Source organism: Flavobacterium sp., assembly GCF_027533505.1.
In the GTDB taxonomy this organism is placed as follows: Bacteria; Bacteroidota; Bacteroidia; order Flavobacteriales; family Flavobacteriaceae; genus Flavobacterium.
Genome location: NZ_JAPZUB010000034.1, coordinates 38,321 through 55,018, shown reverse-complemented (window position 1 = coordinate 55,018; position 16,698 = coordinate 38,321). Strand labels below are relative to the sequence as shown.

Here is a 16,698-nt window from a genome sequence, read left to right as displayed (position 1 = left end):
TGATTTTTTTTTGGAATTATCAAAATTAGCCGACTTTATTGTAAATTGCATACCGGTACCTACCAGTTTTTGTTTTACACCCTACCGGTTTTTAAAAAATGCGCATTATACAAATTGATAAACAGTCCGTTACGCCTATTTATAGGCAAATTGTTGCTGCCGTTGAAGAGGCGATTGTGACAAAGAAGTGGCGAAAACACGATCGATTACCGTCCGTGAATAAGGTATGTTTAGAGAACGGGGTGTCGCGTGATACGGTTTTAACAGCCTATGAGATGTTGAAAAAGAAAGGGGTTATTTACGCGCATTTGGGGAAAGGGTATTTTGTAAAAAGTGAAGATCTCAGCTATACGCAGCGCTATTTTTTATTGTTTGACGAATTGAATGCCTTTAAGGAAGATATTTACAATGCGTTTTTGGACGCTTTAGGGAATAACGCACAGGTGGATATTTATTTTCATCATTTTAATTTGGGGTTGTTTCGCAAAATGATAGACGATGCGTCGGGAAGTTATTCAAAATACATTCTTATGCCCTCCAACATGGAAGGTGTTGAGGAAATTATTGCGCAATTGCCTCGTCAGGATGTGCTCATTTTAGACCAAACGCGACCCAGTTTACAGCAGTATCCCAGTATTTATCAAAATTTTGTTCGCGCCATGTATTCGGCTTTGACGCTGGCTGCTTCACGATTGGAACCTTATACCCAATTGGTGTTGTTGTTTCCGGGCCAGAAAGAACCTTTTGGGATGGTGACTGGTTTTGAGCAATTTTGTCGTGATTTTGGAAAGCGGTATACGATACAATCGCATTTTGAGCTTTCGCAATTAGAACGGGGAACGGTGTTTGTAATCCCCGACGATCGTGATTTGGTTCGAGTGGTAGAAAAATCACAAGAGTACGGATTGGAAATTGGGAGCGATGTGGGCATTATCTCCTACAATGACACCCCATTAAAGAAAGTCGTAGCCCGCGGAATAACAACGATTTCGACCGATTTTTCAGCAATGGGAAAACGTTTAGCCGATTGGGTGCTAACGCAAGAATTTATTCAGGAGGAAAATCCAAGTCGTTTGTTATTGCGGCAATCGTTGTAACTGATTTATATCATATTTTTTTGATTTTTTATCGACTACTTTTAATCAACCATTAAAGGATAATCTTATGAAAAATCATGTACCGGTCGCTACGATAATGACCAAAAATGTAATTAAACTCAACAGTACAGACGACTTAACGAAAGCAGAAGCGTTGTTCAAAAAGCATCACATCCGTCATATTCCCGTGGTGCAGGGCAATACCATTGTTGGGATGTTGAGTCTCACCGATTTGTTGCGAATTTCTTTTGCCGATGCTGTTGACGAGGAAGCGATGGAAGTAGATACTACCGTTTACAATATGTTTTCGATAGAGCAAGTAATGGCGCGCCATTTGGTTACTGTATCTCCTGATACTACTATACGGGAGGTTGCCGAAATTTTAGCATCTCGTGAGTTTCATGCTTTACCGGTGGTATTGGATGAATTATTGGTAGGTATTGTCACAACCACGGACTTGATTAAATACTTATTGGCGCAGTATTAAAAAAGGCTCCCGAAGAAGCCTTAATGTTATCTTGTAATTGATTTCAAATTTTGTATGGTTGCTATCGGATTCTCGGCGCGAAAGACAAAACTTCCTGCCACCAAAACATCTGCCCCGGCAGCGGCCAATTGTCTTGCGTTTTGGTCCGTAACGCCACCGTCGATTTCGATTAAAGTAGTAGCGCCTTTCTCAGTAATCAGTTGTTTTAAACGGATCACTTTGTTGTAGGTGTTTTCGATAAACGATTGTCCCCCAAACCCCGGATTTACACTCATCAAACAAACCAAATCAATATCTTGAATACAATCATTTAAAACTTCAATAGGGGTATGCGGATTTAAAGCGACTCCAGCTTGCATTCCCTCGGCTTTGATGGCTTGAAGGGTACGGTGCAAATGGGTGCAAGCTTCGTAATGTACCGTCAGAATATCGGCGCCTAATTTTTTGAAGGTAGTAATATATCGGTCAGGATCGATAATCATTAAATGTACATCAATGGTTTTTTTGGCATGTTTTTGAATTGCTTCCAAAACCGGCATCCCAAAGGAAATATTAGGAACAAAAACGCCGTCCATAATGTCAATGTGGAACCAATCGGCTTCCGATTGATTGATCATTTCGATATCGCGTTGAAGATTAGCAAAATCTGCTGCCAAAACGGAAGGCGCAATTAAGGTGTTTTTCATTGTGGATGTAGTGAGTTAGTGATGTCTTGGCAAAGGTAAAATTTTAACCGCAAAGACCGCAAAGGTTCGTCGCAAAGTTCGCTAAGAAAAATAAATGGGTTTTTATTACTGGTTTGCGTAAAGGGTTGAGCAATTGTTTGAGCTCTTTTTGTAGTGTGTAATGCAATGAAACACTACAAAAAAGCGAGTGCGAAAGCCTGGCCTGAAAGGACACGCCCAAAAAATGAGGTATAAGATACGATTGCTTCGCATAAAAAGCGCGCAATGACAAAAACAAAACTCCGGACCCGAGCAGCATACGAACGGTGTGAAACAAAACTCGAGCTGCAAGCGAACAGACCGGGTTTTGTTTGCCCTAAAAAAACAAAACTCCGGTAATCAGCCGGAGTTTCAATCATCAATCAAAAAACGAACAGTCGTGGACTGTTGTTGCGTTAAATGTGTTTCACGTTTCGGCATTTAAGTTGTGGAGTGACTTCCCTGAACTGTAGTGCTTGAAACGTATGTATTATCCTAAATACGTTTTTAATATTTTGCTTCGTGATGTATGTTTTAAACGTCGGATGGCTTTTTCTTTAATCTGACGCACACGTTCACGGGTCAAGTCGAAAGTTTCACCAATTTCTTCCAACGTCATCGGGTGTTGGTCACCCAATCCAAAATACAAACGTACTACGTCGGCTTCTCTTGGTGTTAAGGTTTCTAGAGAACGCTCAATTTCGATGCGTAACGATTCATGAATTAACTCACGATCGGGATTCGGAGATTCTCCCGAACGCAATACGTCGTAAAGGTTAGAATCTTCCCCTTCCACCAAAGGCGCATCCATTGATAAGTGACGTCCCGAGTTTTTCATCGACTCTTTTACGTCATTGACAGTCATGTCTAATTCCTTTGCGATTTCCTCAGCAGAAGGTGGACGCTCGTTAGATTGCTCCAACAAAGCGTACATTTTGTTGATTTTATTAATCGAACCAATTTTGTTCAACGGCAAACGAACGATACGCGATTGCTCAGCCAAGGCTTGTAAAATGGATTGACGAATCCACCAAACCGCATAGGAAATAAACTTAAATCCACGGGTTTCATCAAAACGTTGCGCCGCTTTAATCAACCCTAAGTTTCCTTCATTAATTAAGTCGGGTAGCGTTAAACCTTGGTTTTGGTATTGTTTTGCTACGGAAACAACGAAACGTAAGTTAGCTTTAGTAAGTTTTTCAAGTGCGCGTTGGTCACCCGCTTTAATGCGCTGTGCCAATTCCACTTCTTCATCGGCAGTAATCAAATCTACTTTTCCGATTTCTTGTAGGTATTTGTCTAAGGAAGCAGTTTCACGATTGGTTACCTGCTTGGTGATTTTGAGCTGTCTCATTACGTTTTCTCCTTATTAAAATTAAGTTTTCAGGTGTTTTACGTAACGTGTTTCATAAAAGTTACATAAATTCTGCTTTTTTTAAAATAATAATTATACCCTAATAAAGTGGTTGTTGGACCGCTGGTACAATTGATTACCGCTTGTTTTTAATAAATAAATTATATTGAAGCAATATCTTATAGTGTAATCAATTGAAAAGTAACATTTCAAAATTAATGAAGAATTTCATGTAAATTAATTGTTCAAGGATTAACAATTTAATTTAAGAACAAAACGATATTAATTTATATTTTAAATTCAATTGTGTTATTAATTTTATAGAGAACATACTGAATGCGTTGTTTCTTTTTGGCAAAAAATTGTAAACGATCTTTAGGTCCAGAAGCATTTAAACACTTTGCATTGCCCAATTGGCGTTGAAAATAAACTATCGATTCTTGTGTAGTATAAAGATCATCCGTAATTAAATAACTAATCATCGTGTAGGGGACAAACAATTTGGCTTGTTGTTCACTTTGTACCAATACATTGTTGTTCATGAGTAGTAATTCATGATGATATAAATAGAAGTTGGGATTGTCATTCACCTTTTGTTCCAATTGATCAATTAAGGTAACTAGGTTTTCCAATAACTCTTGAGCATGACGCGCCGTCAATAAACCGGCTTCATAATAATAATCAATTTGATACAGCGAACTGTTTAAGGTAGAATCATTCCAGAGTTCGTGCACTGTGCTTTGTCGGTAGAGGTTTTCTAATTTTTGAGTATAATCCGCTATACTTTGCTCTAAATAAAATTGGTCGAAAGCTTTAATGTTTTCTGGTTTTGCCAGTAAATTCAACCATACATACCACTTAAATTTGGATAGTAAATTACTTCCCAAAGTATAAAAGAGCGGAATGTCTTTGGCCGAATAATAGAAAGTCACCTGATTTTTAAACTCCGCTAAATGCATGTAGGCATCTTCTAAATAAGCCGCCAATTCCGTTTGCGAGGTTACTGCCGTCGACTTTTTACAAATTAAATGATTCTGATTTTGTTCCAGTTGGTCTAACGAAATACCAAAAGCTTTGCTCAATCGTAAGGCTTCGTCCATGGATAGTTTACTTTTTCCACTTACGCGACGATGGGCTGCATCATAACTGATGCCCAAACGTTCAACCAAAGTGTCATGCAGTGAACGGTTGCCTATCTTTTTTCTAAGTGCTTTAAATAGTAATTCCTGGGTGTTCATTTGTGAAAATCGCAAAAAATTTCTTCAAAATTAGTAAAAAGCACAAACTAATAAGCGATAATCACAATTAATTTTGAACTGTAATTCAACGTTTACCCCTATGAAATCATTTACATTTTTGACACTTTTACTCGTTTTTAGTGCTTTGGCAACTTCTTGTTCGGTCAGTCAACTGCAATTTCAAGAAATTGAGAAAGTAAAAACAAAAGGAACAGGTTGGAAAGACAATTATGCACTCCAACCTATCGATTCGGTTGCTAAAAAAAGAAATTTAATCGAATTCTTCGAACTGAATCGCTACAATGCCGATACGATTTATCATTTGGAAGTGACACCCAAAGCCTTGGTAATCCATTTTCGTGATCGGTTGGGGAACCATCATTTTTTACACTATGAAGGGAAATTAAAAAGGAAATGTTTTGAATTCTATACCGAGTATGAAACATTAAATTTTCCGCCTTTATTGATGATGACTCAAAAAAGTAAAATGCAATTGTATCGGCAACCGGATTCAAGTTTAGTGGTACGAAAAACCTTTGACCATAGCGGCATGCTCTTTATCATAGGTGCAGGAAATTCCGGTTCGTATTATTCCATCTTTAAATCCTTATCCCGATGGAAAAAATAGTCTTACTCGTAATTTTTGGGTTACAACTAATCCAAGCTCAAGATACCATTTTTGTAAAATCACCGGATACCTTTCGAAGAAATTATGTCGAAATAGGGTTCAACTATCCCCAAGGTAATTTGAGTAATAAGTTTGTACATGGGATCGAAGTGGGGTATTGGTTGCGCAATCGATTAGCAAAAAATCACTATTTAGATTATGGACTAGAATTAAATTTTCTAGAAAAACCTCGGACTATTTCCTATCGGTATGCCGACTCACTCATTCAATTTGAATCGGCAAGAGTGGGATTAAAATTAGGTCTTCGCTACAGTAAAGTTTGGTATCAAGGTTCCAATCCTGACGAATTTTCATTGGAGTCCAATTCGGGTTTAGGATGGGCTGCGCTTTATTATAGAGTCGCTTCACAATATCCAGATCAATTCCAACACGATTTAGATAAAAAAACCAATTTGCATACTCTTTTTTTCTCCCAGACGGTGAAGCTCAATTGGAATCGATTCGGATTTTATGTTACGGGTTCGCTGCAACCTTATACACTATTTTACAAAAAGCATGAAGCGCATTTTGGCGGAACACTCATTTCTTGGGGAATGGTGAGCCGATTTTAATCCAGTTGGTTGTCTAAAATTGGTATAACTCTCGAAAAGTCATGCATAAAAAGATGCTTTGGTTTTTGTCTTGGATCTATCGAAAAGGGGTTGAATGGTATGAACCCGAAAGTCTTTTGCGAAAGCAATTAAAGTATCTATGCTTACAATTCATTACCTATCTAAAAAACAAATAAAATGAAAAAGATTCCTCTTCTCCTTATCCTCTTTCGATTGATGTTAGGTCCATTAGCAATCACTACAGTTGTATTGGACATGGCTCAAGTTCGACCCATGCTTCTAGTGCTTATGAGTCTCGGATTTATAAGTGATATCCTCGATGGCATTATTGCTCGTAAAACGGGTACTGCTACCGCTAAGCTACGTCGCATGGACAGTCAAACCGATATGGTGTTTTGGGTTTGTATTGGTATTTGTGCTTGGTTGTTGAATCCAGAAATAATCGCTGACAACCGAGTGGCTGTGCTCACCGTATTGGGGATGGAAGCACTAACCTATGTATTTAGTTTTCTCAAATTTGGTCGCGAAACCTGTACGCATGCCTTTTTGTCCAAACTTTGGGGCATAACACTCTTGGGGGCTTTTATTTCTCTTATTGGATTTGCGCATGCGGGTTGGCCTTTTGCTTTAGCCGTAATTGTTGGGGTAATAAGTCATTTGGATGTGTATCTCATCATTTGGATTTTACCGCAATGGACCCATGATGTTCCTAGTGCCTACCATGCGTATTTGATTCGAAAAGGAATTCCGTTCAAAAAACACCGTCTTTTAAACTAATCCAATCGGTCCTTGTATTTTTTGAATAAACTGTTCATAACCAATAATACAATACCTACACCTAGTAATACCATCGCCCGAATTAAAAAGTCGGTATTGGAAAGGTTAGATTAACAAGTTGTATAAATCACATTAAATAATCTAGAAAATCAATCATACAGAACAGATACTAAGATGTAGAAAAACAAAACCGAAGTCGTTCTTTTATTTTTGGGCACGCCCCGATTGCCAGAATTTTAGTTGACAATAACAAACATTGTTCTCCGCAATCGGGGCCGGGTCATCCGCTGTATCTGCCCCTCCTCGCGTCGGAGCAGGATGCCGCTGCTCCCCCTCGTGCAATCCCTGCGCTTAAGCAAGAACCCATAAATCGATGCGGATTGAGGATTAAAAATCGTATGATTTAAAAATAACGAACCATACGTGTACCCACATTAGCCGTATTTTTGGGAAGTAAAACAGTGGCGCCCGTATTAAAATCAATGCATTTTGCCTGAGGTGTTCCTGTGTCGGTTGAACTCCAATACGGAGTTGCTGAAAATCCACCGGCCCCGTTCATGTGCAAATTGTCATGAATCAGTTTTAACTCATCATGCGAAGGCAAACACCAGTCGCGTTGGTCCCCAAAATCATTTGTTAAAGCCGAAAATGCAGCAACACTTCCATTATTCAACGCACTACAAATCCCAGGATTCGTCGCGTATTGATTTAACGATTGGTGAAAATTAGCAATAGCTACCGAGTTTTGATACCCACTACCAACACCATCAAATTGCGCATTCATCATGTTGGAGGTGACACATCCCCATTCGCTTATTGGTAAATCGTTGGGAGCCACTTCCATATAACGCCATCCCTCCGAATAACTTCCTTTATCATAAGCAATAATCCCCCCCGAAGGACCAAAATCACCTACTTGATACGGAAGAATTTCATTACACGTCTGAAGAAAAAACCGCTCTCCCCCCGAATAGGTGAGCTTTCTATACGGTCCCACAAAGCCCAAATAGTGATAACTTTTATTCCAATAGGTCGCGATGGGATTGATACCCGCAAAGTTGATGTTGATGTACGATTTTCGATTGATAAACATCACCGTCCAAGTTCCTAGATAGTTGTTGCCCAAATGGCGTAAAGTGATGGTGCCATCTGGATTGGCATAGAAAATAGCGCCAGCATATTCATTATCGGCATTATCGGGCAGGTATGGAATTTTTGTAACACAACTCGTAGGGGTACAAAATTGTCCAGTGATATACGAAATCACACTTTCATCCGAACACGAACGCAGTGAAATCAATAGTTCATCATCATTGTTAATACTGATGATATTGCCATTGGAATCGGTAGTTTCAATGGGATATGAGATGCTAATAGTGTGATTTAGCGGCAAATCCACCAACGTTTGAAACAAAGTACTGTCATCCGTCATGGTCAAGTTTTGCACCGGCTCCCGATTGGTGTTGTAGACCAACAGTTGAAAAGGGTATACAAAATCGATACAAATTTGCTCTTTCATTGGGTCACCATTTTGTGACGTAGTGTTTAACATGAGTTTGAAGAGCTCATTCGGGTACCCGATGGTGGATACAGTACCTTCGGCAGGTTCGTTGTTACAACTCTCCAAACCAAGTGACAATACTGTAAGGAAAATAAAAATTTTAAATTTAAGTATAGCTTTCACCTCAATAATATACTAGTAGATGATAAATTGTAGAATAGGTTGCGCTGAAATAGGCATTAATTTACATCGACCGCCTTTAAAATAAATTTAAGCAATAATATGACTTTAGAATTTGCTTGAAGTAAAAACTATAATGCCAATACTAGTTTTAAGTAATATATTGTATTTATTCGGTTTTCAATAAGTATTTTCAAACACCTTATGTAAGTTCTGAGTTAATAGTTAATTGTAAATATAAATTTCTTCCTCAGTTAATGAGGCACCACTAGTATTATTTACCCGTGTAGTTGTAAAATTTGTAATGTAATCGGAGCTGTTAAATGTACTTTGATAGGTGATAGTGAAATTGCCAATTGTGGTGTTTGCGTAGAAAGGATAAAAATTACATATAGCATTAACATTTCGTATTGATAATTCACGTAGCATGGTATTATTCATTTCTAATATAGGAATTGTTAAGTTAGCAGGTTTGGGGAATGGATAAAATTCATATACCAAATTTGCATTTGGATTATTAGTGCTTTGGAATGAGAGTGGTTGCAGATTGTTGTAGGTCACCGTTCTGATATCAGGATTATCTGCACCTAAAGATTCTTTAAATAAGAGCCCATTGGAATGAAAGTAGAATGTGGCTAGATAAAAAGTTGGTGTATTGGGCTGATTTTGAAAAGTTGTGTAAATAGTAACGCTTCCTTCTATATCATTATAAACGTAAGTTTTTGAATTGTTATACGGTAAAACATCTCTTCTTTCAATTAACCTTCCGGAGGTGTCGTAAATCAAATCTTGTTGAAAAGTTAATTGGTTATTGTTGTTAAAGGTTTTATACGATTTAGTGTTGCCACTTACTGTAATTACATTTCTACTAATCCACTGATCTAAATGATTAAAAGTAGTGTCGGCTATTACTTGATTATTCAAATAATACCGAATACGTTTAGTGTTGTCCTGTGGCGTTTGTGAATAGGTTTGTAAAGTAATTCTTTTCACTAAACTCATTGTGCTTTCTGTAGCTACCGTACTTGACTCGGAATCGCAAGATGCCATTAATGCAACTAAACATAAACTAAGGGCTTGAATTAATTTTCTCATATTTTTTTGGTTTTTATTGTATAAAATTAACAAAAATTACGCCAAATGTTTAGATTTTATAAAAAAAACTCCCGTTTCAATACCATGAAACGGGAGTTCAATGCTAGAATTTAAATCTATTTAGTTATCAGACGTATCCTTTTTCTCTCCTCTAGGGGGACGTTTGTCTTCGCGCGGAGGACGATTTTCATCCCGTGGAGGACGCGGTAACAATTGTTTGCGTGAGACTTTCTCTTTGCGTGTTTTGGGATCAATGCCTAAGTATTTCACTTGGAATACATCGCCCATATTCACCACATCAGAAGGTTTCTCAGTGCGCTCCCATGCCAATTCAGAAACGTGAAGCAATACTTCATTTCCAGGGGCTTGGGTATATTCAACTACCGCTCCAAAGTCCAACATTTTGATGACACGAACTTCATACGTCTCGCCAATTTCGGGCTTGAAAATAATGGAATCGATTTTAGCCAATACCATTGCGATACCGTCCGGACTAGTTCCTAAGATTTCTACAATACCTTGCTCGTCCACTTCGTTGATGACAATGGTAGTTCCCGATGCTTTTTGTAACTCTTGAATTACTTTTCCACCTGGACCTATAAGTGCACCAATAAAGTTGCCTGGAATAGTTCGGGTAATAATTTTTGGAGCGTGATCTTTAACGTCTGTTCTAGGTGTAGCAATGGTCTCCGTAATTTTACCTAAAATATGCATACGGCCTTCACGTGCTTGCTCCAAGGCTTGCTCCATGATGTCGTAGCGCAATCCATCAATTTTGATGTCCATTTGACAAGCGGTAATTCCGTCTGCTGTCCCCGTTACTTTAAAGTCCATATCTCCCAAGTGATCTTCATCTCCTAGAATATCAGAAAGAACAGCAAATTTTTGTCCGTCAGTGATCAATCCCATCGCGATACCCGATACGGGTTTAATCATTTGAACTCCCGCATCCATTAGTGCCATTGTTCCAGCACAAACTGTTGCCATTGATGAGGAACCGTTGGATTCTAATACTTCTGAAACCACACGAATAGTATACGGACAATCGGCAGGAATCATATTCTTTAAGGCGCGTTGTGCCAAATTTCCATGTCCTACTTCACGGCGCGACGTTCCACGTAACGGTTTTGCCTCTCCAGTGGAGAACGGAGGGAAGTTGTAGTGTAAATAGAATTTTTCTTCCCCTTGTTCAGAGGCATTGTCAATCACATTGGCTTCGCGAGACGTTCCAAGGGTTACTGTTGCCAAGGCTTGTGTTTCCCCACGGGTAAACAAAGACGATCCGTGAACAGAAGGTAAGTAATCTGTTTCACACCAAATAGGTCTGATTTCAGTTGTTTTTCTTCCATCCAAACGAATGCCTTTTTCCAAAATCACATTGCGTACGGCCTCTTTTTGTGTTTTGTAATTGTATTTACCAACCAACCCTGCTAAATCGGGGTTTTCGGCGTATTCTTCTTCGCTAAAAAGCGCTTTTACTTCTTCCTTCACTGCCGCAAATTTTTCGCCTCTTTCGCTTTTTGCAGAAGCTTCTTGTGCGATAGCATAATACTTGTCATACGAAGCTGCTTTTACTTTTTTGTAAACCTCTTCATCTTCAACTTCACCTTCATATTCGCGGTATGCTGGAGAACCAACAGCGGCTCTTAATCGCTCTTGCGCTTGAATTTGAATTTTGATGGCTTCGTGAGCAAACTTGATGGCTTCAATCATTTCGGCCTCTGAAATTTCTTTCATTTCGCCTTCTACCATTGCAACCGAATCCATAGAGGCTCCGATCATCATGTCGATATCTGAACGCTCTAAATCGGTGCGACTTGGGTTGATGACCAATTTTCCGTCGACACGGGCTACACGAACTTCCGAAATTAAGTTGTAGAAAGGAATGTCAGAAACAGCCAACGCAGCCGAAGCGGCCAATCCAGCCAATGCATCGGGCATAACCTCTTCATCATGCGACATCAATTGAATCATGATTTGGGTTTCGGCGTGATAATCATCCGGAAATAACGGACGCAATACGCGGTCAACCAAACGCATGGTCAACACTTCCGCGTCGCTAGGACGGGCTTCACGCTTGAAGAATCCGCCTGGGAAACGCCCCGCAGCGGCAAATTTTTCACGGTAATCAACCGTTAAAGGTAAAAAGTCTACTCCGGGATTGGACGTGCGTGCCGAAACGGCTGTAGCCAATAGCATAGAATTGCCCATGCGAACGACAACCGAACCATCGGCTTGTTTGGCAAGTTTCCCGGTTTCAATGGTGATGGTTCTTCCATCGGCCAAAGTAATGGTTTCTTGGGTTACTTTTGGAATCATAAAATTTAATTCTGTTTTTAATTAAGGTTAGTTGTGTTGTTGTTAGTTGTTGTAACCCAATGAAAAACTGAAACTTTTTTTTAATGGTGTTTAAAAAAAAGAGGCGCGCAGGCACCTCTTAAGTTTTGTATTATTTTCTAATACCTAATTCCTTGATGATTTCACGATATCTGTTGATATCTTTATTTTTCAAGTAATCGAGTAAGCTTCTTCGTTTACCTACCAATTTCACCAACGAACGCTCCGTGTTAAAATCGTGACGATTTTTTTTCAAGTGCTCCGTTAAGTGGTTAATTCTAAATGTGAACAAAGCGATTTGTCCTTCTGCTGAACCCGTGTTTGCAGCAGCTCCTCCGTGTTTAGCGAAGATTTGTTCTTTAACTTCTTTAGTCAAGTACATGCTAATATTTGTTTAAATAATTATTATGTAGATTGGGTCGTTCCCAATTCGGTTGCAAAGGTAGCCTTATTTTTGAATTTGGCAAATAAAAAAAAGGATTTAAAATAATTTGGCAACTTCTTGATTTACAAACTCCAAGAAACGTTCGTCAGCCTCAGAAAACGGGTCAAGCACATGGCTGTCAATATCGATTTGACCGATGTTTTCACCGCGAACAAATAAAGGAACCACGATTTCAGATTTGACCGTAAAACTGCAAGCAATATAATTGTCTTGTGCCGAAACATCGGGTACTACAAAATTAGCGTTTGATTCGGCGACCTGCCCACAAATCCCTTTCCCAAAAGGAATTACAGTATGGTCGGTTGGAGCGCCTACATAGGGACCTAGATGTAAGGTACGCGTTTCATGATTGGCAAAATAGAATCCCACCCAATTATAGTAGGATACTTTTTCATTCAAAAGGGCACACAGTTCGTGTAACTTTTCATCCCGTGATTTTGCGGGTTGCGATAAAATCGAGACAACTTCGGGCTGTAAATCTTCAAATTGCATTTGCGGTATTTTTTTGCAAAAGTAACCAATGGCTTTTCGTATTTTTACCTAAAATTTGTTAAAAACAACCCTTGGCAAACGTATTCACGGTTTATCGGCCCTTTTTATCTTTTTTACTGCGATTCATCGTTTCGTATGCAGCATTGGCCTTTTTGTATCAAGGGTATCTTCTGCAATATGATTCGTCTCAAAAAGAAGTGGATTATATAACTTATCAAGTGGCTGAACAGTCCAAATGGGTGCTGCAATTTTTTGATGAAACGGCCTACACAGCTCCCAATCCAAAAGAAGCGGGGATTAAATTATTTTATCATAACACTTGGATTGCACGGATAATAGAGGGATGTAATGCCGTAAGTGTAATGATTTTATTTGCTGCTTTTGTGGTTGCTTTTCGCGGAACTTGGCAACGAACCCTTTGGTTTATACCGCTTGGAATCGGGATCATTCATTTAGCCAATATTTTACGAATTGCATTGCTAGCCATCGCACTCTATCATTTTCCTACCTATGAGCACGCCCTTCATGGCGTATTGTTTCCAATGGTGATATATGGCATTGTTTTTTTACTTTGGATGGCGTGGGTTAATTATTTTTCAAAGTATGCAGGGCCTTCCAAAAAATAAGTCAAAATGGTTTTTAATTGCCGTACTCGTTGGTCTTCTCTTGTGTATTCGAGCAGGAGAGGGGCAATGGTTTTATGATCCGCTTTTGACCTATTTCAAAGGCGATTATCAAAATCTACCGCTACCACCATTAGATTCTTTTCGGTATGGAGTCCATTTGTACTTGCGCTACGGACTAAACTCGTTGATTTCCATGGCGATATTGTTTGTGGTGTTTCGCCAACGCGAACAGTTGCGTTTCGTAGCGTATTTGTATGTTGGTCTAGGATTAATTTTGGGCATAACTTTTTTTTTACTCTACAATTCATCGACTGACGCCCCTAAACTCTTAATTTTTTACGTTCGACGTTTTTTAATTCAACCCCTTTTTCTGTTGCTTTTTATTCCCGCATTTTTTTATCAAAATAAACATCGATAACGGGATTATTTCATACCTTTAATAGATAATTGAAGGGGTATGAAAGTAGTAAAACAATCGGGACATTATGTTGATTTTGATCGTGAAAAGCTTCGGAAGTCCATGATTCGTTCGGGAGCTGATGCTGCTTTGGTAGACAATGTCGTGCAAAAAATTAGCGCATCAATTTATGACGGGATTAGTACACGTAAGATATATAAGTTGGCATTTTCTCTGCTCAAAAAAGAATCCAGTTCTCATGCGGCACGATACAATTTAAAGGGAGCTTTACAAATGTTAGGCCCAGCAGGCTTTTTCTTTGAAAAGTTTATTGCCAGACTTTTTGAAAGTCAAGGGTACCAAACGGAGGTAAATTGTTTTTTACAAGGAACCTGTGTGACACATGAAATCGATGTGGTCGCTCAAAAAAATGAAATTACAGCCATGATTGAATGTAAGTTTCATGCCACTCCTGCAGCGGTCACAGATGTAAAGGTGCCTATGTATATTCTTTCCCGATTCAATGATATAAAACCGCTCCCACACAAGCTAATGGGGCAACATCAAAATATTACAACTTGTATTTTGGTAACCAACAGTCGATTTACTTCCGACGCTTTAGCCTTTGGTACATGCTGCGGATTAACATTACTAAGTTGGGATTACCCCAAGCACGAAAATATTCGGCATTTAATCGATCGCGAACGATTGTACCCTATAACCTGTTTGACCACATTAACGGCAGTCGAAAAAGAGAAAGTGTTGATTCAAGGCATCATTTTGGTTTCCGATCTGCCCGATCAATCCTTTATTTTGGAAGCCATCGGACTTAGTCCACAGCGGATAAAAAATGTATTGCAAGAAATTCGTGAACTCACCAAAACCAAATTAACAATATGAAAGTAACTTTTTTAGGCGGGGTGGGTACCGTCACGGGGTCTAAGACCTTAATCGAATCGCAGGGAATTCGAATTCTCATTGATTGTGGCCTTTTTCAAGGGCTTAAAAATCTTCGGGAGTTGAATTGGGAACCCTTACCTATTTTACCCAAAACTATTGATTATGTGTTGCTCACTCATGGGCATCTCGATCATTGTGGGTGGCTCCCGTGTTTGGTGGCTCAGGGGTTTGAGGGTAAAATTTATTGTACTTCTTCAACCCGAGATATTGTAAAGTTAATACTGTTGGATAGTGCCAAAATTCAGGAGGAAGAAGCCGAACGCGCCAATAAAGAAGGTTTTTCAAAACATGAAGTCGCCCGCCCACTTTACACCGTAGAAGATGCCGAAGCGGTTTTTCCCTACTTACACGCAATTCAAGAAGACGACGAAGTTGCTCTTGATCCCGAGATTTCTGCGTTATTTTTTAAAGCAGGACATATTCTTGGAGCGTGTTCGATTCAACTTACATCAGAGGGAAAGACACTAGTTTTTTCGGGGGATATAGGCCGTGAGCAAGATGATTTAATGCCAGCACCCCTACGACCCAAAAAAGCCGATTTTATTTTTTTAGAAAGTACCTATGGCAATCGTATTCATCCTGTTGAGGTAGTGAAAGATATTTTAGCGAAAGTTATCAATAGTACTTTTGAAAAAGAAGGAACTGTTTTGATTCCTAGTTTTGCCGTGGAACGGGCGCAAGTTTTGATGTATTTATTGTGGGAATTAAAAACGGAAAATCGTATTCCTAATATCCCATATATTTTAGATACTCCAATGGGCATTAGTGTGTTGCAACTTTTTAAAGCTTATCCAAAAGGACATAAATTGACTCCAGAAAAATGTGAGGCCATGAGTCATATGTTTCAATCGATTACCAATTATAAAGATACTATAGCAACCCTGTATGATGCCCAACCCAAAGTGGTCATTGCTGCCAGTGGAATGCTAACTGGGGGACGAATATTGAGTTATCTCGAGCGATACCTTGAACGCCCCGAAACTTCGATAATTTTAGTTGGGTATCAAGCCGAAGGAACCCGTGGGCGAAAATTATTGGAGGGTGCAAAAGAGCTAAAAATGTTTGGAAAGTATATTCCCGTAAAGGCTGCAGTTTACGAAATTGAAGGATTGTCTGCACATGCTGACCAAACAGGTTTACTCCAATGGTTGAGTGAATTACAGTTACCGCCTCAAAAACTTTTTTTAGTGCATGGTGAAAATGAAGCGGCCGATGCCTTGCGCATAAAAATTCAAGAAACATACGGATGGCCCGTGCATATTCCCCATCTTGGCACTTCGTTGATTATTTGACTTTTAACTTTCTATTATCCTTTAATAGGACTATAGTTACTATCTTTGTGCTATGTTTTTGAGAAAGTTTCTTACGATTTGCCTAGCAGTTTTCATAGGGTTTGCCCAAATGGGGGTCGCTTTGCATGTGCACTATTGTGCAGGGGAAGTGGTTTCGGTTAAAACCGTGATGGGTTTCTCTGAACTTGCAGCGCAAATGGAAGACAATTGTTGTGGTGAGGATGCAACAAATTTCAAGAAAATGGCTTGTTGCAAAGACAAAAAACTCAAATTCAAAGACACTTCCGAAAAATTACTTGTCAAAGATATTACCCCTGAATTACTGGCTTTTGGAGGGGATAATGCTTTCTTTTCTCCTGTTTTATCACCAATAAAGACGGTCTGCAAAAAGCCTATTTTGGCGTATTACTGTGATGCTCATGGGCCACCGCTTTACCACCGCTATTCCCAGCTTATTTTTTACGCCTAATTTATTAT

Annotated in this window: 18 protein-coding genes; 10 read left to right on the top strand and 8 right to left on the bottom strand. The window is 39.1% G+C overall.

Annotation, left to right across the window (positions count from 1 at the left end):
- Window positions 1-98 precede the first annotated feature (98 nt).
- Window positions 99-1,097 carry a GntR family transcriptional regulator gene (locus O9316_RS07890; protein WP_298203604.1) on the top strand — a complete coding sequence of 333 codons (999 nt, stop codon included), beginning with the start codon at window positions 99-101 and terminating at the stop codon, window positions 1,095-1,097.
- A 67-nt stretch (window positions 1,098-1,164) separates the two neighbouring features.
- Window positions 1,165-1,584, top strand: a complete 420-nt coding sequence (locus tag O9316_RS07885) for a CBS domain-containing protein (protein ID WP_298203603.1) — start codon at window positions 1,165-1,167, stop codon at window positions 1,582-1,584.
- Window positions 1,585-1,610: 26 nt separating this feature from the next.
- Here the strand turns inward: O9316_RS07885 and rpe are convergent, their stop codons facing one another.
- The 3 genes from rpe to O9316_RS07870 form a co-directional block, all read right to left on the bottom strand.
- Complete coding sequence (gene rpe / locus O9316_RS07880; protein ID WP_298203602.1) at window positions 1,611-2,270, bottom strand: ribulose-phosphate 3-epimerase; 660 nt, start codon at window positions 2,268-2,270, stop codon at window positions 1,611-1,613.
- Window positions 2,271-2,778: 508 nt separating this feature from the next.
- Complete coding sequence (locus O9316_RS07875; protein ID WP_073363102.1) at window positions 2,779-3,642, bottom strand: sigma-70 family RNA polymerase sigma factor; 864 nt, start codon at window positions 3,640-3,642, stop codon at window positions 2,779-2,781.
- 287 nt (window positions 3,643-3,929) lie between these two features.
- On the bottom strand, window positions 3,930-4,880 hold the full coding sequence (locus tag O9316_RS07870; RefSeq protein ID WP_298203601.1) for a helix-turn-helix transcriptional regulator: 951 nt from the start codon (window positions 4,878-4,880) through the stop codon (window positions 3,930-3,932).
- A gap of 100 nt (window positions 4,881-4,980) precedes the next feature.
- On the opposite strand from O9316_RS07870, the gene O9316_RS07865 reads away from it, so the two are divergent.
- The 3 genes from O9316_RS07865 to O9316_RS07855 all read left to right on the top strand — a co-directional run bounded on the left by O9316_RS07865 (window position 4,981) and on the right by O9316_RS07855 (window position 6,896).
- Window positions 4,981-5,508, top strand: coding sequence for a hypothetical protein (locus tag O9316_RS07865; RefSeq protein ID WP_298203600.1), 528 nt, complete (start codon window positions 4,981-4,983; stop codon window positions 5,506-5,508).
- Window positions 5,496-6,119, top strand: coding sequence for a hypothetical protein (locus O9316_RS07860; protein ID WP_298203599.1), 624 nt, complete (start codon window positions 5,496-5,498; stop codon window positions 6,117-6,119). Before O9316_RS07865 ends, O9316_RS07860 begins: the two co-directional genes overlap by 13 nt.
- A gap of 177 nt (window positions 6,120-6,296) precedes the next feature.
- The gene (locus tag O9316_RS07855) at window positions 6,297-6,896 is read left to right on the top strand and encodes a CDP-alcohol phosphatidyltransferase family protein (protein ID WP_298203598.1); all 600 of its coding nucleotides are present in this window, start codon (window positions 6,297-6,299) and stop codon (window positions 6,894-6,896) included.
- Between the two features lie 403 nt (window positions 6,897-7,299).
- Here the strand turns inward: O9316_RS07855 and O9316_RS07850 are convergent, their stop codons facing one another.
- From O9316_RS07850 to O9316_RS07830, 5 genes are all read right to left on the bottom strand, one after another.
- A complete protein-coding gene (locus O9316_RS07850) occupies window positions 7,300-8,415 on the bottom strand; it encodes a hypothetical protein (protein ID WP_298347101.1) in 1,116 nt (371 codons plus the stop codon).
- A gap of 387 nt (window positions 8,416-8,802) precedes the next feature.
- Window positions 8,803-9,672, bottom strand: coding sequence for a hypothetical protein (locus tag O9316_RS07845; RefSeq protein WP_298203596.1), 870 nt, complete (start codon window positions 9,670-9,672; stop codon window positions 8,803-8,805).
- Window positions 9,673-9,792: 120 nt separating this feature from the next.
- Window positions 9,793-11,991: a polyribonucleotide nucleotidyltransferase gene (locus tag O9316_RS07840; protein WP_298203595.1), complete on the bottom strand. Its 2,199-nt coding sequence runs from the start codon at window positions 11,989-11,991 to the stop codon at window positions 9,793-9,795.
- Window positions 11,992-12,121: 130 nt separating this feature from the next.
- Window positions 12,122-12,391 carry a 30S ribosomal protein S15 gene (gene rpsO, locus O9316_RS07835; RefSeq protein WP_073363115.1) on the bottom strand — a complete coding sequence of 90 codons (270 nt, stop codon included), beginning with the start codon at window positions 12,389-12,391 and terminating at the stop codon, window positions 12,122-12,124.
- A gap of 99 nt (window positions 12,392-12,490) precedes the next feature.
- Entirely contained in the window at window positions 12,491-12,946 is a 456-nt protein-coding gene (locus tag O9316_RS07830; protein WP_298203594.1) for a GAF domain-containing protein, read from the bottom strand.
- Window positions 12,947-13,017: 71 nt separating this feature from the next.
- Between O9316_RS07830 and xrtF the strand changes: the two genes are divergently transcribed.
- From xrtF to O9316_RS07805, 5 genes are read left to right on the top strand one after another with little or no spacing between them, the layout of a single operon-like run.
- Window positions 13,018-13,572: an exosortase family protein XrtF gene (xrtF, locus tag O9316_RS07825; protein ID WP_298203593.1), complete on the top strand. Its 555-nt coding sequence runs from the start codon at window positions 13,018-13,020 to the stop codon at window positions 13,570-13,572.
- Window positions 13,550-13,990, top strand: coding sequence for an exosortase F system-associated protein (locus O9316_RS07820; RefSeq protein ID WP_298203592.1), 441 nt, complete (start codon window positions 13,550-13,552; stop codon window positions 13,988-13,990). Before xrtF ends, O9316_RS07820 begins: the two co-directional genes overlap by 23 nt.
- A gap of 39 nt (window positions 13,991-14,029) precedes the next feature.
- Window positions 14,030-14,869 carry an ATP cone domain-containing protein gene (locus O9316_RS07815; protein WP_298203591.1) on the top strand — a complete coding sequence of 280 codons (840 nt, stop codon included), beginning with the start codon at window positions 14,030-14,032 and terminating at the stop codon, window positions 14,867-14,869.
- Complete coding sequence (locus O9316_RS07810; RefSeq protein ID WP_298203590.1) at window positions 14,866-16,221, top strand: MBL fold metallo-hydrolase; 1,356 nt, start codon at window positions 14,866-14,868, stop codon at window positions 16,219-16,221. Before O9316_RS07815 ends, O9316_RS07810 begins: the two co-directional genes overlap by 4 nt.
- A gap of 52 nt (window positions 16,222-16,273) precedes the next feature.
- On the top strand, window positions 16,274-16,690 hold the full coding sequence (locus O9316_RS07805; RefSeq protein ID WP_298203589.1) for a hypothetical protein: 417 nt from the start codon (window positions 16,274-16,276) through the stop codon (window positions 16,688-16,690).
- Window positions 16,691-16,698: the final 8 nt, after the last annotated feature.

Coding starts and splice junctions, on each gene's coding strand:
- O9316_RS07890 (WP_298203604.1), top strand. CDS start 99: ATGCGCATTATACAAATTGATAAACAGTCCGTTACGCCTATTTATAGG.
- O9316_RS07885 (WP_298203603.1), top strand. CDS start 1,165: ATGAAAAATCATGTACCGGTCGCTACGATAATGACCAAAAATGTAATT.
- rpe (WP_298203602.1), bottom strand. CDS start 2,270: ATGAAAAACACCTTAATTGCGCCTTCCGTTTTGGCAGCAGATTTTGCT.
- O9316_RS07875 (WP_073363102.1), bottom strand. CDS start 3,642: ATGAGACAGCTCAAAATCACCAAGCAGGTAACCAATCGTGAAACTGCT.
- O9316_RS07870 (WP_298203601.1), bottom strand. CDS start 4,880: ATGAACACCCAGGAATTACTATTTAAAGCACTTAGAAAAAAGATAGGC.
- O9316_RS07865 (WP_298203600.1), top strand. CDS start 4,981: ATGAAATCATTTACATTTTTGACACTTTTACTCGTTTTTAGTGCTTTG.
- O9316_RS07860 (WP_298203599.1), top strand. CDS start 5,496: ATGGAAAAAATAGTCTTACTCGTAATTTTTGGGTTACAACTAATCCAA.
- O9316_RS07855 (WP_298203598.1), top strand. CDS start 6,297: ATGAAAAAGATTCCTCTTCTCCTTATCCTCTTTCGATTGATGTTAGGT.
- O9316_RS07850 (WP_298347101.1), bottom strand. CDS start 8,415: ATGAAAGAGCAAATTTGTATCGATTTTGTATACCCTTTTCAACTGTTG.
- O9316_RS07845 (WP_298203596.1), bottom strand. CDS start 9,672: ATGAGAAAATTAATTCAAGCCCTTAGTTTATGTTTAGTTGCATTAATG.
- O9316_RS07840 (WP_298203595.1), bottom strand. CDS start 11,991: ATGATTCCAAAAGTAACCCAAGAAACCATTACTTTGGCCGATGGAAGA.
- rpsO (WP_073363115.1), bottom strand. CDS start 12,391: ATGTACTTGACTAAAGAAGTTAAAGAACAAATCTTCGCTAAACACGGA.
- O9316_RS07830 (WP_298203594.1), bottom strand. CDS start 12,946: ATGCAATTTGAAGATTTACAGCCCGAAGTTGTCTCGATTTTATCGCAA.
- O9316_RS07820 (WP_298203592.1), top strand. CDS start 13,550: ATGCAGGGCCTTCCAAAAAATAAGTCAAAATGGTTTTTAATTGCCGTA.
- O9316_RS07815 (WP_298203591.1), top strand. CDS start 14,030: ATGAAAGTAGTAAAACAATCGGGACATTATGTTGATTTTGATCGTGAA.
- O9316_RS07810 (WP_298203590.1), top strand. CDS start 14,866: ATGAAAGTAACTTTTTTAGGCGGGGTGGGTACCGTCACGGGGTCTAAG.
- O9316_RS07805 (WP_298203589.1), top strand. CDS start 16,274: ATGTTTTTGAGAAAGTTTCTTACGATTTGCCTAGCAGTTTTCATAGGG.